Origin of the sequence: Sphingomonas sp. BE123 (genome assembly GCF_031456015.1) — a bacterium.
In the GTDB taxonomy this organism is placed as follows: Bacteria; Pseudomonadota; Alphaproteobacteria; order Sphingomonadales; family Sphingomonadaceae; genus Sphingomonas.
In genome coordinates this window covers 844,663-869,083 of sequence record NZ_JAVDTW010000002.1, presented here as the reverse complement: position 1 = coordinate 869,083, position 24,421 = coordinate 844,663, and the positions used below count along the sequence as shown (strand labels likewise).

The following is a 24,421-nucleotide window of genomic DNA, read 5'->3' as shown; positions in this document are numbered from 1 at the left end:
CGGTGGTGGAGGGGGCCCGAGGCACCGGATTCCTTTGCCTCGCCCCCCCCCCTCCGTCAGCGCTGCGCGCTGCCACCTCCCCGTTCCGGGGAGGATTTATTTGCCTTCCCCCGCCCCACCCCCTAGCCCTCGGGGCGATGACCGACCCGCTAGACCGCATCGCCGCCGCGCTCGAACGGCTCGCGCCGCCACCGCCGCCCGCACCGGATCTGAGCGCACATCCCGCCTATGTCTGGCATCGCGGCCATCTTCAGCCCGCGCGCGCCTTCACGCCGCTCCCGCTGTCCGAACTGGTCGGGATCGAACCACAGAAAGCCACGCTGCTCGAAAATGTCCGCCGTCTGGCTGCGGGGCTACCCGCGCATGACGCGTTGCTGTGGGGTGCACGCGGCACCGGCAAATCGGCGCTGAGCAAGGCCGCGGTCGCCGCCGTCCAGGCCGAGGGCGGCAATGTCGCGCTGGTCGAGGCACAGGCCGACGCGCTCGACACCCTCCCCGCCCTGTTCGCGACACTCGCCGAGGCCCCCCGCGCGTTCGTCCTTTTCCTCGACGATCTCGGCTTTGACGCCGCCTCGGACGGGCGCGCGCTGCGCTCGCTGCTCGAGGGCGGAGCGGAAGCGCGCCCGGCCAACACCCGCCTGTTTGTCACCTCCAACCGCCGCCACCTGATCCCCCGCAATCTCGAGGAACAGGCCAGCGCAATCAACCCGCGCGACAGCATCGACGACAGCCTCGCACTCGCCGACCGCTTCGGGCTCAGCTTGGGCTTCCACGCGATCGATCAGGACACCTATGTCGCGATCGTCCGGACCTACGCCGCCGACCACGGCCTGCCGTTCGACGCGGCGGAGGCGATCAACTGGGCCACCCGGCGCGGCAGCCGATCGGGCCGGGTCGCCTGGCAATATGTCGTCGACCTGGCGGGACGAAACGGCAAACGCCTGTGAGGGGGCAGCTTGCGATCCAGCATGCCCATATCCACTGGGACAAGGCGACGCGCGGCATGCCCGGGTCGGGCATCCGCAATGCGCTGCCGCGCGAAGTGCCGTTCGATCCGCCGCGCGCAAGTGACCGTGGCTGGCTTCAGCGGATCGATTATCGCGCGCGCGACGGCTTCGCACCGGTCACCAGCTATGGCGAACTGGGCGAGATCGAGGATTGGCGCGTCCCGCTTGCCACGCGGATGGAGGGCGACGACCATCTCTGGCTGCGCTTCAACGTCGCCAACCGCGCGCCGCATCGCCCCCATCTCGACGGATGGATCGTCCGGCTACCGTTCGGCCAGCGCGTGACGCTGCGCTGCAATTCCAAATCGGATGGCGACCATGACCGCTGGTATTTCGAGGATGTTGTCCATGTCGGCTGGGCCGATACCGCAACACTCGAACTGCCGGTGTTCCGTGAAATCGACGAACGTGCACTGCTGTACTGATCGCGCGATGGACCTTCGCCGCGCCTGCGGGGTTGGGGCGCCATGACTCTTCCCGTTCCCCGCGAAGCCGTGCTGATCGTCAACGCCAAATCGCGGCGCGGCGAAGCGCTGTTCGACTCGGCCCGGCAAAAGATCGAAGCGGCCGGCATCCGCCTGATCGCCGCGCATCCGGTGAAGGACCCCGATCTGCTCGACGACACCGTGCGCGACGCGATCCGCAGCGGCGCGCCGATGGTGATCGTCGGCGGCGGCGACGGGTCGCTGTCGGGCGTGGTCGATGATGTCGTGGGCAAGGATGTGGTGTTCGCCGTGCTCCCGCTCGGTACCGCCAACAGCTTCGCGCGCACGCTCGGCATCCCGCTCGACCTTGACGGTGCGATCAACGCGATCGCCACCGGCAAGCGCCGCCGCGTCGATCTCGGCATGATCGACAATGACTATTTCGCCAATGCCGCCGCGATGGGCCTGTCGCCGATGATCGGCAAGACGGTTCCGCACAATCTGAAACGCTATCTGGGCCGCGTCGGCTATCTCGCCTGGGCGCTGTGGTGCTTCGCGCGCTTCCGCCCGTTCCGCGTCACCGTCACCGACGCGCGCGGTCCGCACCGCATGTGGGCGAGCGAGGTGCGCATCCTCAACGGCAAGTTCCACGGCGGCGTGGTGATGAGCGATGACGCCTGTGTCGAGAGCGGCGAGATGCTGATTCAGGTCGTTACCGGCCGCAACCGCTGGCGGCTGGCATGGGACTGGTACGCCCGCTTCTTCCGCCTGCGTGGCCGTGAGAAACTGGTCGAGGAATTCCGCGGCACCGAGCTGAAACTCGACGCCCGCCCCCGCCGCAGCATCTCGATCGACGGCGAAGTGCTCGCCCGCGTGCCGGTGACGGTGCGCGTCGCCGAACGCGCCATCGACGTGGTGGTGCCTTCTTAAATCCTCCCCGGAACGGGGAGGGGGACCATGCGCAGCATGGTGGAGGGGGCCCAAGGCAAGCGATCCGGTTAGAGGAGGGCCCCCTCCGTCAGCACTTCGCGCTGCCACCTCCCCGTGCCGGGGAGGATTTTTAAGTTCCCCCCAATCCCTCGGCCATCTCCGCCAGCTCCAGCCAGCGCAGCTCCGCCGCGTCCTTCTCGTCGCGCGCCTTGGCAATCGCTGCCATCAGCGCGTCGAACTTCTTCGGGTTCTTGGCATATAGCTCCGGATCGGCCAGCGCCGCTTCGTCCTTCGCAATCGCCGCGTCCAGTTCCTCGATCCGCTTGGGCAGCAGGTCGTAATCGCGCTGGTCCTTGTAGCTCAGCTTGGTCCGCGCCTTGGGCGTTTCGGCAACCGGTGCGGCCTTCGCCGCCACCTTCTTCGCCTCGGTCCGCACCTTGCGCTTTGCTTCCCAGTCGGCATAGCCGCCGACCACCATGTCGACCGTGCCCGATCCGTCGAGCCCGATCGTCATCGTCACCGTGCGGTCGAGAAAGTCGCGGTCGTGGCTGACGATCAGCACCGTGCCGTCATAATCCGCGATCACTTCCTGCAGCAGGTCGAGCGTTTCGAGGTCAAGGTCGTTGGTCGGCTCGTCCAGCACCATCAGGTTTGACGGCCGCGCAAATTCGCGCGCGAGCAGCAAGCGCGAGCGCTCGCCCCCCGACAGCGTCCCCACCTTCGCCTCGACCATCTCAGGCGCGAACAGGAACTCCTTGAGATAGCCGTGGATATGCTTGCGCGTGCCGAGCACATCGATCCATTCGCCGCCATCGGCGACGACCTCGCGCACCGTCTTGTCGGGCTGCATCCGGCTGCGCTGCTGGTCGATGATCACCGGATCGATCGTCCTGGCCCGCGTCACCGTCCCGCTATCGGGTTCGATCTCGCCGGTCAGCAGCTTGAGCAGGGTCGACTTGCCCGCGCCATTCTTGCCGACAATGCCGATCCGGTCCTTGCGCGTGATGCGCAGCGTCAGGTCGCGGATGATCGTGCGCCGATTCTCATTGGCGCCATACGCCTTGGACGCGCCCTTGGCGTCGATCACCACCTTGGTTTTCGAATCGTCCGCCGCGGTGGTCAGGTTCGCCGCGCCCTGCGGCCCGGTCATCGCCGCCCGCTCGGCGCGCATCTCCAGCAGCTTGGTCAGCCGCCCCTGGTTGCGCCGCCGCCGTCCGGTGACCCCGCGCTGCAGCCAATGCTCCTCCAGCTTCAGCCGCGCGTCGAGTTTCTCGGCCGCGCGCTGCTCCTCGGCATAGACCTGGTCGGTCCAGGCCTCGAACCCGCCAAAGCCCACTTCCGCCCGCCGCATCGACCCGCGGTCGAGCCACAAGGTCTGCTTCGTCAGCCGGGTCAGGAAGGTGCGGTCATGGCTGATCACCACAAACGCGCCGCGATAGCGGGTCAGCCAGTCTTCCAGCCACTCGATCGCATGGATGTCGAGATGGTTGGTCGGCTCGTCGAGCAGCAGCACATCCGGGTCCATCGCCAGCGCGCGCGCAATCGCCGCGCGTCGCCGCTCGCCGCCGCTCGCGGTCGCCGCCTCGCGCGTCAGGTCGATGCCCAGCTGATCGGCAATCGCCTCCGCCTCGTGCTGCGCGGGCGCATCGTCGCCCGACAGCACATAGTCCATCAGCGTGACGCAGCCGGCCATGCGCGGCTCCTGTTCCAGCATCACCACGCGCGTGCCCGGCTGGATCGTCCGCCGCCCCTCGTCGCTGTCGATTTGCCCGGCGATGAGCTTGAGCAGGGTGGTCTTGCCCGCACCGTTGCGCCCGATCAGCGCCAGCCGGTCGCGCGCGCCGATGTGAATGTCGAGGTCGCGGAACAACCAGCCCGATCCCTGGATCAGGCCGAGCTTTTCATAGGAGAGGACAGGGGCAGCCATGGTCGCGGCAGGTAGGGCCGCGCGCGCCATCGGGCAAGCACGGACCGCCGCGCGATGCTGTCAGCCACCTTTCCGCCGCATTCACGGGCTGTTCAACGCGGCGGCCCTATGCCATCCGGGCAATGAAGATGATTGGTGTCCTTTGTCTCGGCGTGTGTCTTGCCGCCGCTGTTCCGGTTCATGCGGTTCCGCAGGACCGGCGCAGCGACCATGAGGCTGCGCGCGCTGGCCGGATGGAGGGCCGCCTGCTCCCGCTCCGCGCGATCGAGGCGCGGGTGGTGCCCCAGATGGAGCGTCAGGGCGCCCGCTATCTCGGCTTCGACTTCGATTCGGGAACCGGCATTTACACGCTGAAGTTCCTGCGCAATGGAAATGTCATCTGGATCGATGTCGACGGCCGCACCGGCCAGGTGCTCAGCCGGTCGGGCGGCTGACCCGGTACGAACAAGAGGGAAAGACCGATGCGCGTTCTGATCGTCGAGGACGAACCCAATCTCCGCAACCAGCTTCAGGCGACGCTCGAAGGGGCGGGCTATGCGGTCGATACCGCAAGCGACGGGGAAGAAGGCCATTATCTCGGCTCGACCGAGGCTTATGACGCGATCGTGCTCGACCTCGGCCTGCCCGAGATTGACGGCCTGACCGTGCTCGATCGCTGGCGGCGCGAGGGCAAGACCACCCCCGTGCTCGTGCTCACCGCGCGCGACAGCTGGTCGGACAAGGTCGCCGGGCTCGACGCGGGTGCCGACGACTATGTCGCCAAGCCGTTCCAGTCGGAAGAATTGATCGCTCGTCTGCGCGCGCTCATCCGTCGCGCATCGGGCAATGCCAGCGCCGAACTGATCGCGGGCGACATCCGGCTCGACACGCGCTCGGGCAAGGTGACCAAGGCCGGCGATCCGGTGAAGCTCACCGCGCAGGAATACAAGCTCCTGTCCTACCTGCTCCACCACAAGGGCAAGGTGGTCAGCCGCACCGAGCTGATCGAACATATCTACGACCAGGATTTCGACCGCGATTCGAACACGATCGAGGTGTTCGTGACGCGCATCCGCAAAAAGCTCGGCCCCGACGTCATCACCACCATCCGCGGTCTTGGCTACAGCCTCGAGGAACCGGCGGAGGCCGGTGCCTGAGCTTCCGTTCGGCCTGACGCTGTCGCGCGCCTTTCCGTTCGTGCACCGCACGCCGGAACCGCCCGCGCCAGTGCCGGTCCCGCTGCGCCCGGGCGACCCCGCCCCGCGCAGCTATACCCCCAGCACCGGGTCGCTCAGCCGCCGCATGATCCTGATCGCGGCGGCGTGGATCACGCTGCTGCTCGCCGGCGGCGGGTTCGCGCTCGATCGCGTGCTGACCGGCGCAGTCACCCGCAATTTCGACGAACAGCTCGAATATCTGCTCACCTCGATGATCGTCTCGGCCGAGCTCGATCCGGAGGGGAATGTCGCGTTCAACCGCGCGCTGGGCGATCAGCGCTTTCTCGAACCCTATTCGGGCCTCTACTGGCAGGTTTCGGGCAAGGGGTTCGAACCCTTCCCGTCGCGCTCGCTCTGGGATCGCCGGCTCGACACCAGCCGGCCGCACCGCTCCGCCGACCTCGAAACCTATGATTCGAGCCAGTTCGAGCAAAAGCTGCGCGTCGTCGAGCGCGATGTGCGCCTGCCCGGGTCGCAGGTGCGCTGGCGCTTTCAGGTCGCGGCCACGCGTGAGGCGCTCGATGCCCAGATCGACGCGCTGCGCCGCACGCTGGTGCGCAGCTTCCTGCTGCTCGCCGCCGGCCTCATCGTCATGGCGGCGCTGCAGACCTGGTACGGGCTGCTCCCGCTGCGCAAGCTGCGCATCGCGATCCAGAAGCTGCGCACCGGCGCAATGCCCCGGATCGACGGGGCGATGCCCGCCGAAGTCGCGCCTTTGGTCGAGGAGCTGAACGGCCTCGTCGCCCATAATGACCGCCAGGCCGAAGAAGCGCGGCGCCACGCCGGCAACCTCGCCCATGCGCTCAAGACCCCGCTCACCGTGATCATGAACGCCGCGACGGCGGAGGCGGACGACCTCCCCGCGACCGTGGTGCGCGAGGCGCGGACGATGCGGCGCCAGGTCGACCATCACCTCGCCCGCGCCCGCGCGGTCGGGCGGCGCGGCAGCGCGCACAGCCGCGCCCCGGTCTGGCCCAGCGTCGATTCGGTCGAGCGCGCCGTCGCCCGCCTCTACCCGCATGTCCGCATCGACACCGACGGCCCGCGCGATCTGGTCGCGCATATCGAGCGGCAGGATCTCGACGAGATCATGGGTAACCTCGTCGAAAACGCCGCCAAATATGGCGGGGGCAGCGTGTTCATCACCGTCCGCGCCGATGCCGGCTTTGTCGAAATCCTGATCGAGGATGACGGCACCGGCATTCCCGAGGCGGATCGCATCCGCATCTTCGACCGTGGCGTTCGGCTCGACACCGGCAAGCCCGGCACCGGCCTCGGCCTCGCCATCGTCCGCGACGTGGCGGAAATCTACGACGGCACCGTCACGCTTGAGGAGAGCGAGGATCTCGGCGGACTGATGGTGCGCCTGCGGCTACCAGCGGCGGCGGGCTAACCCTCATCCTCCCCCGCCAGGGGGAGGATATGAAACACCCGCTCGGGCGGAATAGCGCGCCGCCCTAACCCATCACCCCGGAAAACCGCCACCGCCCGGTCACCGGGCTCAGCACCAGATCGCATCCGCAATCGCGGCATTGCGTTTCGAATTCGCCCCGGCCGGGACGGTCGCGACGGCGTGGGCGGTGAATGCCGATATGGCATCTGATGGCTGGCTTGGCTGCGGACATGTGCCGGCAACTCCTTCGTTCAGCCCCCTGAACGGCCCCCGTTCATCGTAGTGGCGGGCAATTCAGGCGGGATTCAGGCCGCCAGATGGCGCATCGCGGCTGCGGCGATCGCCAGGCTCTTTTTGCGCGCCGCAGGATCGAAGATCGAACTGGTCAGCATCACCTCATCCACCCCGGTCCGCGCGATAAAGGCCTTCAGCCCGGCGCGGATCGCGTCCGGCCCGCCAACCGCAGTGCATTCGAGCACATGGTCGAGCATCGCCCGCGCCTGGAGCGGCAGGGTGTCGCGATAGCCCGGCACCGGCGGCGGCAGCGGCACGCCCGTCCCGGTCGTGCGCAACGCAACGAACGCCTGCTGCATCGAACTGGCGAGCAGCTCCGCCTCGCCATCGGTATCGGCGGCGAACACGTTGAACCCGGCCATGGCATAGGGCCGGTCGAGCACCGCCGAGGGGCGGAACTGGCGCCGATACACCTCCAGCGCCTCGTCCAGCGCCGATGGCGCAAAGTGCGAGGCAAACGCATAGGGCAGGCCCAGCGCCGCTGCGAGCTGCGCGCCATAGAGGCTCGACCCCAGGATCCACAGTTCCGGCTTCGCCCCGCCGCCGGGCACCGCGCGGATGCCGGTCTGCCCGTCATCGGCGAAATAGCTTTGCAGCTCGACCACATCGCGCGGGAAGCCATCGGGACTGCTCTCCAGCGTCCGGCGCAACGCCCGCGCGACCGTCATGTCGCTCCCCGGTGCGCGCCCCAGCCCCAGATCGATCCGCCCGGGGAACAGCGCGTCGAGTGTGCCGAACTGCTCGGCGATGACCAGCGGCGCATGGTTGGGCAGCATGATCCCGCCCGCACCGACGCGGATCGTGGAGGTTGCTGCACCGACATGCGCGATCACCACCGCCGTCGCCGCGCTCGCGATACCCGCCATGCCGTGATGCTCGGCGACCCAGTAACGCGCGAAGCCCTCCGCTTCGGCATGGCGCGCCAGATCGGCGGCATTGGCAAAGGACTGGCTGGCGGTCCCACCCTGAAGGATCGGGACAAGGTCGAGCAGGGAATAGGCTGTCATGGGAAGGAGATGGGAAGGCCGGTTGCGTTTTGCTACTCAAAAAATCCTCCCCGGAACGGGGAGGGGGACCGCGACGCGAAGCGGCGTGGTGGAGGGGGCCCGAGGCAAGGGATTTCGGTGCCCCGGCCCCTCCGTCAGCGCTGCGCGCTGCCACCTCCCCGTTCCGGGGAGGATTTAAACGCCCCAACAAATCCCATCCTTCCCCTCCGCCGCCATCCCCCCTAAACGCGCCGCCATGCGCCCCGACCTTGCCCATATCGACGCGTGGCTGTTCGATCTCGACAACACCCTCTATCCGGGCGGAACCGGGCTGTTCGCGCAGATGAACCAGCGCATCGGGGCCTATGTCGCGCGGCTGCTCAACCTCGATCCCGACGCTGCGCACCGGGTGCAGAAAGACTATTTTTTCAGCCACGGCACCACGCTCGCCGGGCTGATGGCCGATCACGGCGTCGATCCGTACCATTACCTCGCGGACGTCCATGATATCGAAATCGACATCCTCGAACAGAACGCCCCGCTCGCCGCCGCGATCGCGAAGCTGCCGGGGCGCAAGCTCGTCTTCACCAATGCCGACGCCCCCTATGCCGAACGCGTGCTCGACCGGCTCGGCATCCGTGCGCATTTCGAGGCGATCCACGACGTCCACGCCAGCAGCTACCACCCCAAGCCGCACCCGCACGCTTATGCCAGCCTGTGCAAGGCGTATCGCATCGACCCGACCCGCGCGCTGTTCGTCGAGGACATGGCGCGCAACCTCGCGCCCGCAAAGGCGCTGGGCATGACCACCGTCTGGGTCAATAATGGCTCGGAACAGGCGCCGTCGGATACGGACGACGCCGATCACGGCTTTATCGACCACATCACCCACGACATCTGCCACTGGCTCGAAACCATTCAGGAGCATTCATGACCGACCTCGCCGCCACGATCGACGCCGCCTGGGAAGACCGCGCCAACATCTCGCTCGCGACGACCGGCGCGGTGCGTGAGGCAGTGGCCGAGGCGCTGAACCTGCTCGACAGCGGTGAAGCGCGCGTCGCCGAGCCCGTGGACAGCGGCTGGCAGGTCAATCAGTGGCTCAAGAAAGCCGTGCTCCTCTCCTTCCGCCTCAACGACAATGCGGTCGGCCATGGCGGCTTCGACAAGGTACCGCTCAAGACCGCCGGCTGGGACGATGCGCGCTTCCGGCAGGCAGGCTTCCGCCAGGTGCCGGGCAGCGTCGTGCGCCACGGCGCGCATATCGGCCGCAACGTCGTGCTGATGCCCAGCTTCGTGAACATCGGCGCGTTCGTCGGTGAAGGCACGATGGTCGACACCTGGGCCACCGTCGGCAGCTGCGCGCAGATCGGCAGGAACGTCCACCTCTCCGGCGGTGTCGGCATCGGCGGCGTGCTCGAACCGCTTCAGGCCGATCCGGTGATCATCGGCGACGGCGCCTTCATCGGCGCGCGCGCCGAAGTGGCCGAAGGCGTCCGCGTCGGCGAGGGCGCGGTGCTGTCGATGGGCGTCTATCTCGGCGCCAGCACCAAGATCATCGACCGCGCCACCGGCCACATCTATCGCGGCGAAGTGCCGCCCTATGCCGTCGTCGTCCCCGGCACCCTCCCCGCCGAGGACGGCAAGCCCGGCCTCTACTGCGCCGTGATCGTGAAGACGGTGGACGCCCAGACCCGCAGCAAGACCGGCATCAACGAGTTGCTGCGGGACTAGCGACCTTTCTGCCCTCTCCCCTTGATAGGGGAGAGGATAGCGAAGCTAGGCAGCTTGCTGCCTAGCGTAGCTTGGAGAGGGGTAGAGCGGAGCGCAGCTCCGCCTTTCCGACCCCGTGGTGTGAAACCCCATTTCCTACAACCCCCCGGCTGGGTTAGTCGTATCGCATGCGACCAACCCTGCCCCCCGCCCCGGCTGACACCGCCCGTACACACGCATTTTTTGTCCGCTTTGTCCGGTTCGTCGGAGCGTTCGCATGACCGATCCGATGACCTATGGGCGCTACCTCGCCCTCGACCAGCTGCTGAGCGCCCAGCATCCGATCTCGGACGAGCATGACGAGCTGCTGTTCATCGTCATCCACCAGACCAAGGAACTCTGGCTCAAGCAGATGATCGCCGAGCTGGAAGTCGCGCTCGATCTCGTTCGCGGCGACCGCTTGGTCGAGGCGTATAAGGGCCTCGCGCGGGTCAGCCGGATTCAGGCGGTGATGACGCTGTCCTGGGAAATCCTGACCACGATGACGCCGAGCGATTATACCCGCTTCCGCGACGTGCTGGGGACCAGCAGCGGGTTCCAGTCGGACCAGTTCCGCGCGGTCGAAACCATGCTGGGGCTGCGCGGCGGCGGCGTCCCGGGGCCGCTGACCGAGCGCTACGGCGCTGCGCCGAGCCTGTGGGACGAGGCCAATGCCGCGCTCGCCCGCGCCGGGTTCGACCTGCCCGAAGCCGCGCTGCGCCGCGACTGGGCCAAGCCTTACGAGGCCGACCCGGCGGTCGAGGCGGCATGGGCCCAGGTCTATCGCGAGCCGGAGACGCATTGGGAGCTGTACCAGCTCGCCGAAAAGCTGGTCGATATCGACGACGCGCTGGCGACTTGGCGGCACAAGCATGTGCTGACCGTCACCCGCGTGATCGGGATGAAGCCCGGCACCGGCGGCACGCCCGGCGCGTCCTACCTCCAGTCCACGCTGACCAAGCGCGCCTTCCCCGAACTCTGGTCGCTGAGAACGCTTCTTTGATGTGCTTCGGCACCAGCCCGCTTCCCCACCCGGCCACCCATATCATGCTACCGCTGGGTGGCCGGGTGGGGGAGCGGGCTAGTGCCGCCCTTGCAAAGGCAAGAACATGACGTCGTACAAACATCTGTTCCAGCGCTCGATCGCTGCCGCCCCCGACCGGCTGCATTTCGCAGCGCACAGCCATCATCTCTGGCCCGACGCGTCATTCGTTGGCCATCAGGCGGCATGGCAGGACGCCGCGCGGCTCGCCGACCGCAAATGGGACCGGGTGATGGGCGAAATCTGGCCTGCCGCGCAGGCCCATGTCGCAACCGAACTGGTGCTGCCTGACCCGTCCTCGATCGTGTTTGCCGGCAACACCCATGACCTGATCCTGCGCATCGTCTCGGCCCGCAGCGAACGCCCGCTCCGCGTCCTTGCCAGCGACGGCGAGTTTCACAGCTTCCGCCGTCAGGCGCAGCGCTGGATCGAAAGCGGCAGAATCACGCTCGAAATGGTCGCGCGCGGCCCCGATTTCGATGCCCGCTTCCTCGCCACGGCGCGCAGCGGCCATCATGACCTGATCGTCATCAGCCACGTCATGTTCGAAACCGGCGCCGTATTCGGTGCGATCGCCGACCTCGCCGCGCTGGCCCGGCCCGATGGCCCCTGGGTGGTGGTCGACGGCTATCACAGCTTCATGGCGATGGAGACCGACCTGTCGGCGGTCGCCGACCGCGTGTTCTACACCGCCGGCGGCTATAAATATGCGATGGCCGGCGAAGGCGTCGCGTTCCTTCACTGCCCCCCCGGCTTCGGCCCGCGCCCTGAAATCACTGGCTGGTACGCGGAATTCGCCGATCTCGAAGCCCCGCCGCCCGGCCGCATCGGCTATGCCGCCGATGCGATGCGCTTCATGGGATCGACCTTCGACCCCAGCGGCCTCTACCGCTTCGTCGCGATCCGCGACATGCTGGCGGAAGAAGGGCTGACTACCGCCGCGATCAATGCGCATATCGCGCCGCTGCGTGAACAGTTGCGCGCCAGCCTGTCCGATACCCCGCTCGCCGCCGCCGAATTGCTCAACCCCGGCAGCGACCCGCGCGCCCGTTTCCTCGCGTTGCGGTCACCGCACGCCCCGGCGTGGAAAGCCGCGCTGATGGAGCAGGACATCATCACCGATGTCCGCGGCGATGTGCTGCGGATCGGCTTCGGCCTCTACCACGACACCCGCGACGTCGAGCGGCTAGCCGGTGCCTTGGGCGACCTTGGCGACGCCTAGCCGCGGGATCTCGATGGCGGGGCAGCGGTCCATCACGACCCGAAGTCCCGCCGCTTCGGCCCGCGTGGCGGCGTCTTCGTTGATGACGCCCAACTGCATCCACACCGCCTTGGCGCCAACGGCAATGGCTTCATCCACCGCCTCGCCAGCTGCCAGCGGGCGCCGGAAAATGTCGACAATATCGATCGGCTCGCCAATCTGCGCCAGTTCGCGGAACACGAATTCGCCGTGCAGATGCTCGCCGGTGATCAGCGGATTGACCGGGATGACCCGATAGCCATGCTCCTGCAGCATCGCCATCACCCGATAGCTCGGACGGTCCGGCCGGTCGCTCGCCCCGACCAGCGCAATGGTCCGCGCCCCGTCGAGCAGCGTCTTGATGTCGGCGTCACTGGTCAGTGGCATGAGTCAGCCTTTCTGGGTCTCCAGCCAGGCAAGTACCTGCCCGGCCACGTCAGCAAACGCCGCGCCCTCGACCCTGTTCCTGGCCGCCGGGGGGGTGCCTGCATCCGAAGCCGTGCGAATCGCGATGTCGAGCGGGATGCGCCCAAGGAACGGCACGCCCAGCCGCTCCGCCGCCGCCTCCGCCCCGCCCTTGCCGAACGGGTCCGACACCTCACCGCAATGCGGGCAGGCATAGCCCGCCATATTCTCGACGATCCCGATCACCGGAATCCCCGCCTTGGCGAACAGGTCGATCGCCCGGGTCGCGTCGATCAGCGCCAGGTCCTGCGGCGTCGAAACGATCACCGCGCCCGCCGGGCGATGCTTCTGGATCATCGTCAGCTGGACGTCGCCGGTACCGGGCGGCAGGTCGAGCACCAGCGTATCCGCGGCGCCCCAGTTCGCATCGACCAGCTGGGTCAGCGCGCCCGCCGCCATCGGCCCGCGCCAGGCGATCGCCTGCCCCTCCGCGACCAGCCCGCCCATCGACAGCAGCGGCACACCATAAGCGGTGGCGAGCGGAACCAGCTTCTGGTCATGGGCGACCGGCTTGCGCCCCTCGACCCCCATCAGCTTGGGCTGCGACGGGCCATAGATGTCGGCATCGACCAGCCCGACCTTGCGCCCTGCCCGGGCCAGCGCGATGGCGAGATTGGCGGAAACGGTGGACTTGCCTACCCCGCCCTTGCCGCTCGCCACAGCGATCAGGCGGCGCGTGACCCGCTGCGCCGTCCGCGCAATGCGCACCTCTTCGATCCCGGGAACGCGCGCTGCAGCACGCAGATCGGCCTCCAGCGCGTCCTGCGCCGCTTCGGGCAGGCCGGTGACGTCGAGGATGATGCTGGCGCGCGCACCCTCGACGCGCACCGTGGCGCGCCCGGCGGCGATGGGGGCAAGGATGGCCTGAAGTTCGGTCTGATCGGTCATGCCGCGCGACATAGGACGGCTTTCGCGCGCTGCCACTGTAAATCCGCTGCGCGCTCCCTATAAAGATCGGCATGGCGAGACTGATAGGCTGGATCGCGCGCACTTCCGGGTTCGGAAATGCGCTGTGGAACGAGAATAAGAGCCCGTGGGGCAATGGCGGAGGCGATGACGGCAAGGGCGGCGACAGCGGCTCGGGCGGCGGGCCGCGCAATCCATGGGCGTTCCCGCCCGAAGGCAAGCGCGGCGGCAAATCGAACGTCAGCAGTCTCGACGAATTTCTGAAACGCGCCCGCAAGGGTGGCGGAAGCGGCGGCGGCGGCGGTCGCGGCGGCTTTCCGGGCCAGATGCCGGGCCGTCCGGTCGTGCTGATCGCAGCCGGCCTGCTCGTGCTCGCCTGGCTCGCTTTCACCAGCGTTCATGTGATCACCCCGGAACAGCGCGGCGTGGTCAAGCTGCTCGGCCGCTATTCGCACACGATGGAACCGGGCATCGGCATGACCCTGCCCGCACCGATCGCGACGGTCGAAAAGGTCAATGTCCAGAAGATCACCAATGAGGATTTCCCGGAAGGGAATGGTGAGAATCTGATGCTGACGCAGGATCAGAACATCGTTGACCTCGCCTATGCGGTCCGCTGGGACATCGCCAATCCGGAAGATTTCGTGTTCCAGATCGCCGAGCCGACCACGACCGTGCGCGCCACTGCGGAAAGTGCGATGCGCGCGGCGGTCGCCGGTGTGACGCTCAATCAGGCGATCGGCCCGGGCCGTACGGTGATCGAAGCGCGCGTGCAGCAGACGATGCAGGCGATCCTCGACGAGTATAATTCCGGCGTGCGCGTGCGCGGCGTGTCGATCAAGAACGCATCGGCCCCGGCAGCCGTTGACGAGGCGTTCAAGCAGGTGACTGCGGCGCAGCAGGAGGCGGAGGCCGCCCGCAACCAGGCCCGTGCCTATGCACAACAGGTGACCGCACTCGCGCAGGGTGAGGCCGCTCAGTTCGACAAGATCTACGAACAGTACAAGCTGGCCCCCGAAGTGACCCGGCGCCGCCTTTATTATGAAACCATGGAGGCCGTGCTGGCCAAGTCGAACAAGACCGTCGTTGAGACGCGCGGCGTGACCCCCTATCTCCCACTCCCTGCGGCACGTGGGAACCCGGCCCAGCCGCAGGTTCAGCAGGGCCAGCAGGCACAACCGGCCCAGCAGGGTCAGCAGCAGGGAGGCGCCCAGTGAACGCGATCATGAAGCGCCCGGTCCTGTTCGGGGGCCTGATCCTCGGCGCACTCTTCCTGCTGCTCGAAACCGTGTTCGTGGTCGATGAGACCAAGCAGGCGGTGATCCTCCAGCTCGAACAGCCGATCCGCACGATCAACCGGTATCAGCCGGGCGAACAGTTCGGCCGCAACACCGGCGCCGGGATTCAGGTGAAGGTGCCGTTCGTGCAGCGCGTCGTGTGGGTCGACAAGCGCGTGCTCGACATCGAGCTGGAAAATCAGCCGGTGCTGTCGACCGATCAGCTGCGGCTCGAGGTCGATGCCTTTGCCCGCTTCCGCGTCGTCGATCCGCTGCGCATGGTGGTGACCGCCGGAACCGAACGGCGCGTCGCCGATCAGCTTCAGCCGCTGTTCGGGTCGGCCCTGCGCGCCGAACTCGGCAAGCGCACCTTCGCCTCGCTGCTCAGCCCGGAACGGACGGCGGTGATGGACAATATCCAGGCCGGCCTGCAGCGTTATGCCAGCCAGTATGGCGTCGAGATCGTCGACGTGCGGATCAAGCAGGCCAACCTGCCCGAAGGCAGCCCGTTACAGTCGGCGCTCAACCGGATGGCCACTGCGCGTCAGCAGGAGGCGACGACGATCCGCGCCAATGGTCAGAAGGATGCGCAGATCATCCGCGCGGAGGCGGACGCCCGCGCCGCCGAAATCTATGCGCAGAGCTTCAACAAGGATGCGCGCTTCTATGATTTCTGGCGCGCGATGCAGTCCTATCGCACCACCTTCATCGGCAATGGCCGCGACCCGATGGGGGATACCTCGATCATCCTGTCGCCCGACAATGACTATCTGCGCGAATTCCGGGGCCAGGGCCGTTAAGGCCCTGGCTTCGCCGTCAGGAATGATCCGGACCCCAACGGCTGTCGGCTCGTTCATATTCAATCGCCGTTCAGCTCTTTCAGGCGAGTAATGCACCGATGACCGAAACGCTGCCCGGAACGGGCGTCAACTCCAAGGGCAAGATGACCAAAGGAACCACTCCCGTGCGCTATGCCTATGCCATCACCTCCGCGCTGCTGATCGGCGGCGCGAGCGCGGCGCTGGTGCTGCAGAACCCCGCCGGCGCGCAGACCGCGCAGAACGAACCCGGGGCGATTCAGGCAGCGGCACCCCGCGCCGGCGCGCCGATGAGCTTTGCCGACATGGTCGCCAAGCTTCAGCCGGCCGTGGTCAACATTTCGACCACGCAGCGGGTGCAGGTCCAGGCGGCCAACCCGTTCTCGGGGACGCCGCTGGGCGAGTTGTTCGGCGGTCAGCAGGGCGGCCGCCCGGTGACACGTCAGGCTGAATCGCTCGGCTCGGGCTTCATTATCTCCGCCGACGGTTACGTCGTGACGAACAATCATGTGATCTCTGCCGGCCAGCGCGGCGCGGTGGTCGAATCGATCAAGGTCACGCTCGCTGACCGGCGCGAATACACCGCCAAGCTGATCGGCCGCGATCCGGCGACCGATCTTGCAGTGCTCAAGATCGAAGGTGCGAACCTTCCCTTCGTGCGCCTCGGCGATTCCAACCGCGCACGCGTCGGCGATTGGGTGATCGCGATCGGCAACCCTTATGGCCTGGGCGGATCGGTCACGGCCGGGATCATCTCGGCGCTTGGCCGGGCGACCGGTCAGGGCGGCCCGCTCGACCGCTTCATCCAGACCGATGCCTCGATCAACCGCGGCAATTCGGGCGGCCCGCTGTTCGACCTCAACGGCAACGTGATCGGCATCAACTCGCAGATCCTGTCGCCGACCGGCGGCAATGTCGGCATCGGCTTTTCCATCCCCTCGTCTGAAGCCAAGCCGATCATCGATACGTTGATGAAGGGCAGCACCGTCGAGCGCGGCTATCTCGGCGTCGGCATCCAGCCGCTGACCGACGACCTCGCCAAGTCGTTCGGCGTGCCCAAGGGCAAGGGCGAGCTGATCAGCCGTGTCGAGCCGGGCGAAGCCGCTGCCAAGGCCGGGATCAAGCAGGGCGACGTCATCGTCAAGATCGACGGGAAGGACGTGACCCCCGATCAGACGCTGTCCTATCTCGCCGCACGGGTCGCCCCGGGCACGCGCATTCCGGTCGAACTGATCCGCGACGGCAAGACCGTGACGGTCCAGGTCACGGTCGGCAAGCGTCCGCCGGAAGAGCAGATCGGCGGGTTCGATCCCGACGCGGATGAAGGCGTGCCGAGCGGCGACGACGCCACCCAGGCCGGCCCGGCCTCGCTTGGCATCAGCGTGACCGCGCTGACTCCCCAGATCGCCCGCACCATCGGTGTCGATCCGGCGACCAAGGGCGTGGTCATCGTCGGCGTCGATCCGGCCAGCGACGCCGCGCAGAAGCAGCTCAGCCGCGGCCTCGTCATCACCTCGGTCAATCGTCAGGCGGTCGAGACCCCGGCGGATTTCGCCCGGCTGGTGAACGCGGCCAAGGCATCGGGTGCGGAATCGGTCGTGCTCTACATCATGACGCGCGGCGGCGTCGGCACCTATCGCGCGGTCGAATTCGCCCGCTGATAAAGGCTGGCCTCGCGCCGCTTTCTCCCTAATGCTGCGCTCCTGATCATCGGGAGCGCAGCATGTCGGGTGAAGTCGATCTGTTCATTGGCCTGGGCGGCGGCGAGCGGCAGGCGCTCGTGCTCAAGCGGGCCAATCGTCATGGACTGATCGCCGGCGCGACCGGAACCGGCAAAACGGTAACGTTGCAGGGCCTCGCCGAAAGCTTCAGCCGCGCGGGGGTGCCGGTCTTCGCCGCCGACGTGAAGGGCGACCTTGCGGGCATGGCACTGGCCGGATCGCCCACCGCCAAGACGCACGAACCCTTCGCCCGCCGCGCCGCCGAGATTGGCGAGACCGACTGGGCCTATGCCCCCGCGCCGGTACAGTTCTGGGACCTGTTCGGCGAACAGGGGCACCCCGTCCGCACCACCGTGTCGGAGATGGGACCGCTTTTGCTCGCGCGTCTGCTCGGCCTCAACGACACCCAGGAAGGCGTGCTGACCATCGCCTTCCACGTCGCTGACGATGACGGGCTGCTGCTGCTCGACCTCGACGATCTTCAGGCGATGCTCGCGCACTGCAGCGAACGCGCCGACGAGCTGAGCGCCCGCTATGGCAATGTCGCCAAGGCCAGCGTCGGCGCGATCCAGCGGCAATTGCTCCAGCTGCGCAGCCAGGGTGGTGAGCATTTCTTCGGCGAACCGGCGCTGTCGATTCAGGATTTCATCCGCACCGACGATAATGGCCATGGCGTGGTCAACATCCTCGCCGCCGACAGGCTGATGGCCTCGCCCCGGCTCTACGCCACCTTCCTGCTGTGGCTGTTGTCGGAACTGTTCGAATCACTCCCCGAGGTCGGCGACCCGGACAAGCCCAGGCTCGTCTTCTTCTTCGACGAAGCGCACCTGCTGTTCGAGGAAGCGCCAAAGGCGCTGCTCGACAAGGTCGAACAGGTCGTCCGCCTGATCCGCTCCAAGGGCGTCGGCGTCTATTTCGTCACGCAGAACCCGATCGACATTCCCGAGGACGTCGCCGGCCAGCTCGGCAATCGCATCCAGCATGCGCTGCGCGCCTTCACCCCGCGCGAGCAGAAGGCGATCAAGGCGGCTGCCGAGACCTTCCGCGCCAATCCCGATCTCGACGTCGCGACCGCGATCACCGAGCTCAAGGTCGGCGAAGCGCTAGTGTCGGTGCTGATGGCGGATGGCGCACCGTCCCCGGTTCAGCGCACCCTGATCAAGCCCCCGCGCGGGCGCGTCGGCCCGGTGACACCGGAGGAGCGCAGCATCCTGATCGAGACCGATCTGGTCGGCGCGAAATACGATGCGCGCGTCGATCGCGAGTCCGCCGAAGAACTGCTCACCGCCAAGGCGACCGAAGCCTCCGCCGCCGCCGCTGAAGCCAAGGCGCGGGACGAAGCGGAAAAGGCCGCACTCGCCCAGGCCAAGCAGGACGCCCGCGCCGCCAAGGAAGCCGAACGCCAGCGCGTCGCGGCCGAGCGCGCTGCTGCGAACAGCCCGTGGAACCGCGCGGTCAAATCGGCGACCCAATCCGCCTCCTCAGCTGCCGGACGCGCCGTGGCGGGGGAGGTATCAAAGGCGATCTTCGGCAAGAAATCGGGCGTCGGCGCCAGCGTGGTTGGCGGCATCGTGCGCGGCATTCTGGGCGGCCTGTTCAAGGGGCGCTGATCGGGCCGCCGATCGCGGACGCGTCCGTTCAGCCGCGCCCGCGATAGCCCGGAACGTCCTGCGCCGGAATCCACACCCCCGCCGGCTGCTCGCCCGACTGCCAGAACACGTCGATCGGGATGCCCCCGCGCGGATACCAATATCCGCCGATGCGCAGCCATTTGGGCTTCATTTCCGCGAACAGCCGCTGACCGATCCCGACCGTGCAATCTTCATGGTACGCGCCATGATTGCGAAAGCTGCCGAGGAAAAGCTTGAGCGACTTGGATTCGACGATTGTGTCGCCCGGCACATAATCGATCACCAGATGGGCGAAATCCGGCGCCGCCGTGATCGGGCAGAGCGATGTGAATTCGGGCGAAACGAAGCGAACCAGATAATCGCTTCCCGGACGCGGGTTGGGGACGTAGTCGAGCACTGCCTCTTCGGGCGAAGCAGGAAGCGCGCTGGTCTGGCCTAGGAATTTGGGTGTCATGGCGCGCGATGTAGGAAAGGCGTTGCGGAAATGAAACGGGGGATCGACACGCTGATACCGGTTCTGGGCGACCAGCTCTCGCCCGGCCTGTCCGCGCTGCGCGATGCCGACCCGGCCAGCAGCGTGATCCTGATGATGGAGGTCGCGGAGGAAGCGACCTATGTCCGCCATCACAAGAAGAAGATCGCGTTCCTGTTCGCCGCGATGCGCCACCATGCCCGCGCGCTGGAACAGGCCGGCTGGCGGGTCGATTATGTGCGCCTGGACGATCCCGATAACAGCGGCAGCCTGACCGGCGAGCTCGCCCGCGCCATCGAACGCCACCGCCCCGCCCGCGTCGTCGCCACCGAAGCCGGCGAATGGCGCGTGCAACACGCGATGGAGCTGTGGCCGGACAAGTTCGAAATGCCCGTCGAGATTCGCGAGGACGATCGCTTCATCGCCAGCCATGCCGAGTTCGACGCCTGGGCCGAGGGTCGCAAGCAGCTGCGCATGGAATTCTTCTACCGCGAGATGCGGCGCAAGACCGGCCTGTTGCTGACCGAGCGCGGTGAGCCGGAGGGCGGCCAGTGGAATTTCGACAAGGAAAACCGCAAGCCCGCCGCGCGCGACCTGACCATGCCGCACCCGCTGTCGTTCGCGCCGGACGATCTGACGCAGGAGGTGATCGCGCTGGTCGCAGACCGCTTCGCCGATCATCCCGGCACGCTCGACGGGTTCGATTTCGCGGTCACGGCGGCGGATGCCGATCGGCAGCGCGCGCATTTCCTGCGCTACGCCCTGCCGCAATTCGGCGATTATCAGGATGCGATGCTGACCGATGTGCCGTTCCTGTGGCACTCGCTGCTCTCGCCCTACATCAATTGCGGACTGCTCGATCCGCTCGACCTGTGCCGCCGGGTCGAGGCGTCGTACCGCGCCGGCCATACCCCGCTCAATGCCGCCGAGGGGTTCATCCGCCAGATCATCGGCTGGCGCGAATATGTGCGCGGCATCTATTGGCGCGAGGGACCGGAATACACGTCGCGCAATTTCCTTGAGGCAAAACGCCCCCTCCCTGCCTTCTACTGGACCGGCCAGACCGACATGCACTGCCTGGCACAGGCGATCGGCCAGACGCTGCAGAACGCCTATGCCCATCATATCCAGCGGCTGATGGTGACGGGCAATTTCGCGCTGCTGATCGGCACCGATCCGGCAGAGGTTCAGCGTTGGTATCTCGAAGTCTATGCCGATGCCTATGAATGGGTCGAGGCGCCCAATGTGCTCGGCATGAGCCAGTTCGGCGATGGCGGCCTGCTGGGGTCGAAACCCTATGCATCGTCGGGCGCCTATATCGACCGCATGTCCGATTATTGCGGGCATTGCCGCTACGACGTTAAGGCGCGCACCGGCCCGAAAGCGTGCCCGTTCAACGCACTTTACTGGGACTTTCTCGTTCGCAACCGTGAGAAGCTGGGGAGCAACCAGCGGCTCGCCATGCCGTACCGCAACTGGGACCGGATGGACGCGGACACGCAACGCGCGTTGCGCGCACAGGCGAAAGCGTTTCTCGCCGGGCTTGATGGCGGCTAGGCTGGCACCATGGACTCACTCGTTTCGACGCAATGGCTTGCCGACCATCTCGGCGACGCGGACCTGCGCATCCTCGACGCGACCTGGTTCCTGCCCGGCGAGCCGCGCGACGCCATGGCGGAGTTCGCAGCGGCGCACATCCCGGGAGCAGCCTTTTTCGACATCAACGCCATCGCCGACCGCGCCAGCCCGCTGCCAACGATGCTGCCATCGGCGGAGCAGTTCGCCGCGCAGGTCGGCGCGCTGGGCGTCGGCGATGGCGACCGGATCATCCTTTACGACAATGCCCCGCATCACACGGCGGCGCGCGCCTGGTGGATGTTCCGCAGCTTCGGCATCGCCACCGCGATCCTCGACGGCGGCTTCGCCAAATGGCGGGCCGAGGGGCATGCGATCGAAACCGGCTCCGTCGCTCCGGCGCCACGCGCCCTGACCGCAAGTCTCGACCCCGCCGGGGTCCGCAGCATCGGTCAGGTCCGTGCCAACCTCGACAGCCGCGCCGAGCAACTCATCGACGCACGTTCGGCCACGCGCTTTGCCGGTAGCGAGCCGGAGCCGCGTCCGGGCGTCGAGCCGGGGCACATCCCGGGCAGCGCCAACCTGCCCTATTCCGAATTCTTCAACGCCGACGGCACGTGGAAGCATGTCGCCACCCTGCGCGCGCTGTTCGAGGCGGAGGGGATTGCGGTCGAGCGTCCGGTCATCACCACCTGCGGTTCGGGGATCACGGCGGCGGTACCAGCGTTTGCGCTGCACCTGCTGGGGCATCATGCCGCACTCTATGACGGTAGCTGGAGCGAATGGGGCGCAGACCCCGACACGCCCAAGGCAAAGGGAGCTGCATGAGCGGCACGGACGACAGCAAGGGTAATGGCACGAAGGTCGTCGGCGCAGGGCGTCGGCCCGAATGGACGCAGGGGATTGTCAGTCCACCGGTCTGGCGTGCCTCGACCATCCTCTATGACACCGTGGCAGAGATGCGCGCCGCGGGCGGGCGCGACACGCACCATCGGCTCTTCTATGGCCGTCGCGGCACCCCGACACAATGGAGCCTCGCCGACGCGCTGACCAGCCTCGAGCCGGGGGCCGAGGCGACCTTCCTCTACCCCTCAGGCGTCGCCGCCGTGTCCGCCGCGCTGCTCAGCGTGCTGTCGCCAGGCGACGAGCTGCTCCTGCCGGACAGCGCCTATGATCCGACGCGCAGCTTCGCGACCGGCTTTCTCGCGCGCTTCGGGGTGACGACGCGCTTCTACGATCCGATGGTCGGCGGCGAAATCGCCGGGCTGATCGGCGAGCGGACCCGCGCCATCTTCATGGAAAGCCCCGGCAGCCTGACCTTCGAGGTGCAGGACGTACCCGCCATCGTCGCGGCGGCGAAAGCGCGCGGGATCACCACGCTGATCGACAATACCTGGGCCACGCCTTTGCTGTTCCCGGTCATCGAACTGGGCGTCGACCTGTCGATCCTCGCCTGCACCAAATATATCGTCGGCCATAGCGATGTGATGCTGGGCAGCGTCACCGCCGCGCCGTCGCATTGGGAAAAGCTCCGCGCCACCAGCTTCGCGCTGGGCCAGACCGCCAGCCCCGACGATGCCTGGCTCGGCTCGCGCGGCCTGCGCACCATGGCGGTGCGGCTGAAGCATCACGGCGCGGCGGCGCTGGAGATCGCGCGCTGGCTGGAAGCACGGCCCGAGGTTGCGCGCGTCCTCCACCCCGCGCTTCCCTCCTGCCCCGGCCACGACCTGTTCGCGCGCGACTTCAAGGGCGCATCCGGACTGTTCAGCTTCGTCCTGAATGGCGGGACCGAGGCGTCGCGCGCCGCGCTGATCGACGGGCTCGACCTGTTCGGCATCGGCTATAGCTGGGGCGGGTTCGAAAGCTTGGCAATCCCGGTCGACCCGCAGCGCCATCGCAGCGTGACGCGCTGGGAAGCGGAAGGGCTGGCCGTGCGCCTGCAGATCGGGCTGGAGGATCCCGCCGACCTGATCGCCGACCTCGCCGCCGGGCTCGACCGGTTCCGGGCAGCTGCATGATCCTGCCGCCCCTCGCGCAATGGCTTGCCGCAAACGGCATCCGTGTGCCCGATAACGCCCAGCTGCTCGAGGGCGGGATCGCCGCCGCGCTGGCGGTGTGCGCGCTTGCGCTCGGCTGGCTTGCGGGCCGGCGGCTCGCCCCGCGTATCGCCGCATTCTGGCAGGAGCGGGTGGGCAATCATGTCGAGGGGCTGGCGGCGCGCATGCACGCGCTGGTGCGGCATGGCAGCGCCGCCTTGCTGCTCGCCATCCTCCTCAATGGCTGGCCCTGGGGGCCGCTCGCTGGCGCCGGGCTCGGCTTTGCGCTCGCCTCGGCCAGCGCGATGACGGTCCTTGCGCTGATGCGCGGGCTGCATATGCCGCGCTGGAGTGCCTGGGCGGTGGCAGCGGTCATCTTCGCCGCGCTGCTCAGCCACGCGATCGGCGGGTTCAACGTCATTACCGGCACGCTCGACCGGATCGGCATGGATGTCGGCACGCGCCGCATCTCGCTGCTCGCCGTGGTCACGATCCTGATCACCGCCATCGCGCTTTATGCCGCCGCGCGGCTCGCCAATCGGGTCATCGCCCATTCGATCGCGCAGGCGCGCGGGTTCGACGCCACCCAGAAGCTGCTGGTGCAGAAGCTGGCGAGCATTGCCGTCATCGTGGTCGTGTTCTTCTTCGGCATCGACCTGCTGGGGATCGACCTGACCAGCTTCGCGGTCTTTTCGGGCGCGATGGGCCTCGCGGTCGGTTTCGGCCTGCAAAAGACGGTCGGTAACCTGATCGCCGGCATCATCCTGCTGATGGATCGCTCGATCAAGCCGGGCGACGTGATCGTCGTCGGCGACAGTTTCGGCTGGGTCAACAAGATCGGCGTGCGCGCGGTCAGCGTCATCACCCGCGATGGCAAGGAACATCTGATTCCCAACGAGAATCTGATGACGCAGGAGGTGGAGAACTGGTCCTTCTCCGACCGCAATGTCCGCGTCCGCATCCCGGTCGGCATCGCTTATGAATCCGACGTCAAGCTGGCCCAGCAACTAATGCTCGAAGCCGCGCTGGAAAGCCCGCGCGTGCTCGAATCGCCGCGCCCCAATGTCTGGCTGACCTCGTTCGGCGACTATGCGCTGGAGCATGAAATCCTCGCCTGGATCAGCGATCCCGAAGGCGGCGTCGGCAATGTGAAGAGCGACGTGCTCAATCGCCTGTGGGTCAAGTTTCAGGATCACGGCATCGAAATTCCGTTCCCGCAACAAGTGCTCCACTTCCGCAGCAGCAAGGGCGACCGCATCGGCAGCGTCGCGGGCGTGCGCAGCGATACGCAGGTTGGCGGACTCGAAGACGCTCCCTAAATACCGCGC

At 67.3% G+C, this 24,421-nt stretch carries 23 protein-coding genes; 18 read left to right on the top strand and 5 right to left on the bottom strand.

Going from position 1 to position 24,421, the window contains the following annotated elements; genetic code table 11:
- Positions 1-137: 137 nt before the first annotated feature.
- Genes J2Y54_RS12330 through J2Y54_RS12320 form a run of 3 tightly spaced genes read left to right on the top strand, consistent with a single transcriptional unit; the run spans position 138 to position 2,362 of the window.
- Positions 138-947: an ATP-binding protein gene (locus J2Y54_RS12330; RefSeq protein ID WP_310040056.1), complete on the top strand. Its 810-nt coding sequence runs from the start codon at positions 138-140 to the stop codon at positions 945-947.
- A complete protein-coding gene (locus tag J2Y54_RS12325; RefSeq protein ID WP_310040054.1) occupies positions 944-1,432 on the top strand; it encodes a hypothetical protein in 489 nt (162 codons plus the stop codon). Before J2Y54_RS12330 ends, J2Y54_RS12325 begins: the two co-directional genes overlap by 4 nt.
- A 42-nt stretch (positions 1,433-1,474) precedes the next feature.
- Positions 1,475-2,362, top strand: a complete 888-nt coding sequence (locus J2Y54_RS12320) for a diacylglycerol kinase family protein (protein ID WP_310040051.1) — start codon at positions 1,475-1,477, stop codon at positions 2,360-2,362.
- A 130-nt stretch (positions 2,363-2,492) separates the two neighbouring features.
- Here J2Y54_RS12320 and J2Y54_RS12315 read toward each other — a convergent pair whose 3' ends face one another.
- Positions 2,493-4,289, bottom strand: a complete 1,797-nt coding sequence (locus J2Y54_RS12315) for an ABC-F family ATP-binding cassette domain-containing protein (protein ID WP_310040050.1) — start codon at positions 4,287-4,289, stop codon at positions 2,493-2,495.
- A gap of 128 nt (positions 4,290-4,417) precedes the next feature.
- Here J2Y54_RS12315 and J2Y54_RS12310 point away from each other — a divergent pair, with 128 nt between their 5' ends.
- From J2Y54_RS12310 to J2Y54_RS12300, 3 genes are all read left to right on the top strand, one after another.
- The gene (locus J2Y54_RS12310; protein ID WP_405052914.1) at positions 4,418-4,723 is read left to right on the top strand and encodes a hypothetical protein; all 306 of its coding nucleotides are present in this window, start codon (positions 4,418-4,420) and stop codon (positions 4,721-4,723) included.
- Between the two features lie 27 nt (positions 4,724-4,750).
- Entirely contained in the window at positions 4,751-5,425 is a 675-nt protein-coding gene (locus J2Y54_RS12305) for a response regulator transcription factor (protein ID WP_310040047.1), read from the top strand.
- Between the two features lie 70 nt (positions 5,426-5,495).
- A complete protein-coding gene (locus J2Y54_RS12300) occupies positions 5,496-6,878 on the top strand; it encodes a HAMP domain-containing sensor histidine kinase (protein WP_310041300.1) in 1,383 nt (460 codons plus the stop codon).
- Positions 6,879-7,183: 305 nt separating this feature from the next.
- Here the strand turns inward: J2Y54_RS12300 and J2Y54_RS12295 are convergent, their stop codons facing one another.
- Positions 7,184-8,179, bottom strand: coding sequence for an LLM class flavin-dependent oxidoreductase (locus tag J2Y54_RS12295; protein ID WP_310040045.1), 996 nt, complete (start codon positions 8,177-8,179; stop codon positions 7,184-7,186).
- 235 nt (positions 8,180-8,414) lie between these two features.
- Between J2Y54_RS12295 and J2Y54_RS12290 the strand changes: the two genes are divergently transcribed.
- The 4 genes from J2Y54_RS12290 to J2Y54_RS12275 all read left to right on the top strand — a co-directional run bounded on the left by J2Y54_RS12290 (position 8,415) and on the right by J2Y54_RS12275 (position 12,174).
- On the top strand, positions 8,415-9,092 hold the full coding sequence (locus J2Y54_RS12290) for a pyrimidine 5'-nucleotidase (protein ID WP_310040043.1): 678 nt from the start codon (positions 8,415-8,417) through the stop codon (positions 9,090-9,092).
- Positions 9,089-9,892, top strand: a complete 804-nt coding sequence (gene dapD / locus J2Y54_RS12285) for a 2,3,4,5-tetrahydropyridine-2,6-dicarboxylate N-succinyltransferase (RefSeq protein WP_310040041.1) — start codon at positions 9,089-9,091, stop codon at positions 9,890-9,892. Before J2Y54_RS12290 ends, dapD begins: the two co-directional genes overlap by 4 nt.
- Positions 9,893-10,148: 256 nt before the next feature.
- Positions 10,149-10,913 carry a tryptophan 2,3-dioxygenase gene (locus J2Y54_RS12280; protein WP_310040039.1) on the top strand — a complete coding sequence of 255 codons (765 nt, stop codon included), beginning with the start codon at positions 10,149-10,151 and terminating at the stop codon, positions 10,911-10,913.
- A gap of 106 nt (positions 10,914-11,019) precedes the next feature.
- Positions 11,020-12,174 carry an aminotransferase class V-fold PLP-dependent enzyme gene (locus J2Y54_RS12275; RefSeq protein ID WP_310040037.1) on the top strand — a complete coding sequence of 385 codons (1,155 nt, stop codon included), beginning with the start codon at positions 11,020-11,022 and terminating at the stop codon, positions 12,172-12,174.
- Here J2Y54_RS12275 and J2Y54_RS12270 read toward each other — a convergent pair.
- Together J2Y54_RS12270 and J2Y54_RS12265 are read right to left on the bottom strand one after the other, a co-directional pair.
- Positions 12,139-12,579: a CoA-binding protein gene (locus J2Y54_RS12270; RefSeq protein WP_310040035.1), complete on the bottom strand. Its 441-nt coding sequence runs from the start codon at positions 12,577-12,579 to the stop codon at positions 12,139-12,141. The two genes, J2Y54_RS12275 and J2Y54_RS12270, sit on opposite strands and share 36 nt — an antisense overlap.
- Before the next feature lie 3 nt (positions 12,580-12,582).
- Positions 12,583-13,545 (bottom strand): P-loop NTPase, encoded by a 963-nt coding sequence (locus J2Y54_RS12265; RefSeq protein ID WP_310040032.1) that lies wholly within the window; start codon positions 13,543-13,545, stop codon positions 12,583-12,585.
- A 71-nt stretch (positions 13,546-13,616) separates the two neighbouring features.
- Here J2Y54_RS12265 and hflK point away from each other — a divergent pair, with 71 nt between their 5' ends.
- The 4 genes from hflK to J2Y54_RS12245 all read left to right on the top strand — a co-directional run bounded on the left by hflK (position 13,617) and on the right by J2Y54_RS12245 (position 18,989).
- Positions 13,617-14,780 (top strand): FtsH protease activity modulator HflK, encoded by a 1,164-nt coding sequence (gene hflK / locus J2Y54_RS12260; protein WP_310040029.1) that lies wholly within the window; start codon positions 13,617-13,619, stop codon positions 14,778-14,780.
- Positions 14,777-15,640, top strand: a complete 864-nt coding sequence (locus J2Y54_RS12255; protein ID WP_310040026.1) for a protease modulator HflC — start codon at positions 14,777-14,779, stop codon at positions 15,638-15,640. The genes hflK and J2Y54_RS12255 overlap by 4 nt, the downstream gene beginning before the upstream one ends.
- 164 nt (positions 15,641-15,804) lie before the next feature.
- Positions 15,805-17,319 carry a Do family serine endopeptidase gene (locus tag J2Y54_RS12250; protein ID WP_310041298.1) on the top strand — a complete coding sequence of 505 codons (1,515 nt, stop codon included), beginning with the start codon at positions 15,805-15,807 and terminating at the stop codon, positions 17,317-17,319.
- 62 nt (positions 17,320-17,381) lie between these two features.
- Positions 17,382-18,989 (top strand): helicase HerA-like domain-containing protein, encoded by a 1,608-nt coding sequence (locus J2Y54_RS12245; protein ID WP_310040023.1) that lies wholly within the window; start codon positions 17,382-17,384, stop codon positions 18,987-18,989.
- Between the two features lie 28 nt (positions 18,990-19,017).
- Here the strand turns inward: J2Y54_RS12245 and queF are convergent, their stop codons facing one another.
- Positions 19,018-19,464 (bottom strand): preQ(1) synthase, encoded by a 447-nt coding sequence (gene queF, locus J2Y54_RS12240; protein WP_310040021.1) that lies wholly within the window; start codon positions 19,462-19,464, stop codon positions 19,018-19,020.
- A 30-nt stretch (positions 19,465-19,494) separates the two neighbouring features.
- Between queF and J2Y54_RS12235 the strand changes: the two genes are divergently transcribed.
- The 4 genes from J2Y54_RS12235 to J2Y54_RS12220 are packed head-to-tail and all read left to right on the top strand — an operon-like array spanning position 19,495 to position 24,412.
- Positions 19,495-21,039, top strand: a complete 1,545-nt coding sequence (locus tag J2Y54_RS12235; protein ID WP_310040020.1) for a cryptochrome/photolyase family protein — start codon at positions 19,495-19,497, stop codon at positions 21,037-21,039.
- 9 nt (positions 21,040-21,048) lie between these two features.
- The gene (sseA, locus tag J2Y54_RS12230; protein WP_310040019.1) at positions 21,049-21,885 is read left to right on the top strand and encodes a 3-mercaptopyruvate sulfurtransferase; all 837 of its coding nucleotides are present in this window, start codon (positions 21,049-21,051) and stop codon (positions 21,883-21,885) included.
- Entirely contained in the window at positions 21,882-23,075 is a 1,194-nt protein-coding gene (metC, locus tag J2Y54_RS12225) for a cystathionine beta-lyase (protein ID WP_310040018.1), read from the top strand. The genes sseA and metC overlap by 4 nt, the downstream gene beginning before the upstream one ends.
- Positions 23,072-24,412 carry a mechanosensitive ion channel domain-containing protein gene (locus J2Y54_RS12220; protein ID WP_310040016.1) on the top strand — a complete coding sequence of 447 codons (1,341 nt, stop codon included), beginning with the start codon at positions 23,072-23,074 and terminating at the stop codon, positions 24,410-24,412. The genes metC and J2Y54_RS12220 overlap by 4 nt, the downstream gene beginning before the upstream one ends.
- The last annotated feature ends 9 nt before the right edge of the window (positions 24,413-24,421 follow it).

Coding starts and splice junctions, on each gene's coding strand:
- J2Y54_RS12265 (WP_310040032.1), bottom strand. CDS start 13,545: ATGACCGATCAGACCGAACTTCAGGCCATCCTTGCCCCCATCGCCGCC.
- J2Y54_RS12310 (WP_405052914.1), top strand. CDS start 4,418: ATGATTGGTGTCCTTTGTCTCGGCGTGTGTCTTGCCGCCGCTGTTCCG.
- J2Y54_RS12315 (WP_310040050.1), bottom strand. CDS start 4,289: ATGGCTGCCCCTGTCCTCTCCTATGAAAAGCTCGGCCTGATCCAGGGA.
- hflK (WP_310040029.1), top strand. CDS start 13,617: ATGGCGAGACTGATAGGCTGGATCGCGCGCACTTCCGGGTTCGGAAAT.
- J2Y54_RS12275 (WP_310040037.1), top strand. CDS start 11,020: ATGACGTCGTACAAACATCTGTTCCAGCGCTCGATCGCTGCCGCCCCC.
- J2Y54_RS12220 (WP_310040016.1), top strand. CDS start 23,072: ATGATCCTGCCGCCCCTCGCGCAATGGCTTGCCGCAAACGGCATCCGT.
- queF (WP_310040021.1), bottom strand. CDS start 19,464: ATGACACCCAAATTCCTAGGCCAGACCAGCGCGCTTCCTGCTTCGCCC.
- J2Y54_RS12270 (WP_310040035.1), bottom strand. CDS start 12,579: ATGCCACTGACCAGTGACGCCGACATCAAGACGCTGCTCGACGGGGCG.
- J2Y54_RS12330 (WP_310040056.1), top strand. CDS start 138: ATGACCGACCCGCTAGACCGCATCGCCGCCGCGCTCGAACGGCTCGCG.
- J2Y54_RS12280 (WP_310040039.1), top strand. CDS start 10,149: ATGACCGATCCGATGACCTATGGGCGCTACCTCGCCCTCGACCAGCTG.
- J2Y54_RS12235 (WP_310040020.1), top strand. CDS start 19,495: ATGAAACGGGGGATCGACACGCTGATACCGGTTCTGGGCGACCAGCTC.
- J2Y54_RS12305 (WP_310040047.1), top strand. CDS start 4,751: ATGCGCGTTCTGATCGTCGAGGACGAACCCAATCTCCGCAACCAGCTT.
- J2Y54_RS12245 (WP_310040023.1), top strand. CDS start 17,382: ATGTCGGGTGAAGTCGATCTGTTCATTGGCCTGGGCGGCGGCGAGCGG.
- J2Y54_RS12295 (WP_310040045.1), bottom strand. CDS start 8,179: ATGACAGCCTATTCCCTGCTCGACCTTGTCCCGATCCTTCAGGGTGGG.
- J2Y54_RS12320 (WP_310040051.1), top strand. CDS start 1,475: ATGACTCTTCCCGTTCCCCGCGAAGCCGTGCTGATCGTCAACGCCAAA.
- dapD (WP_310040041.1), top strand. CDS start 9,089: ATGACCGACCTCGCCGCCACGATCGACGCCGCCTGGGAAGACCGCGCC.
- sseA (WP_310040019.1), top strand. CDS start 21,049: ATGGACTCACTCGTTTCGACGCAATGGCTTGCCGACCATCTCGGCGAC.
- J2Y54_RS12290 (WP_310040043.1), top strand. CDS start 8,415: ATGCGCCCCGACCTTGCCCATATCGACGCGTGGCTGTTCGATCTCGAC.
- metC (WP_310040018.1), top strand. CDS start 21,882: ATGAGCGGCACGGACGACAGCAAGGGTAATGGCACGAAGGTCGTCGGC.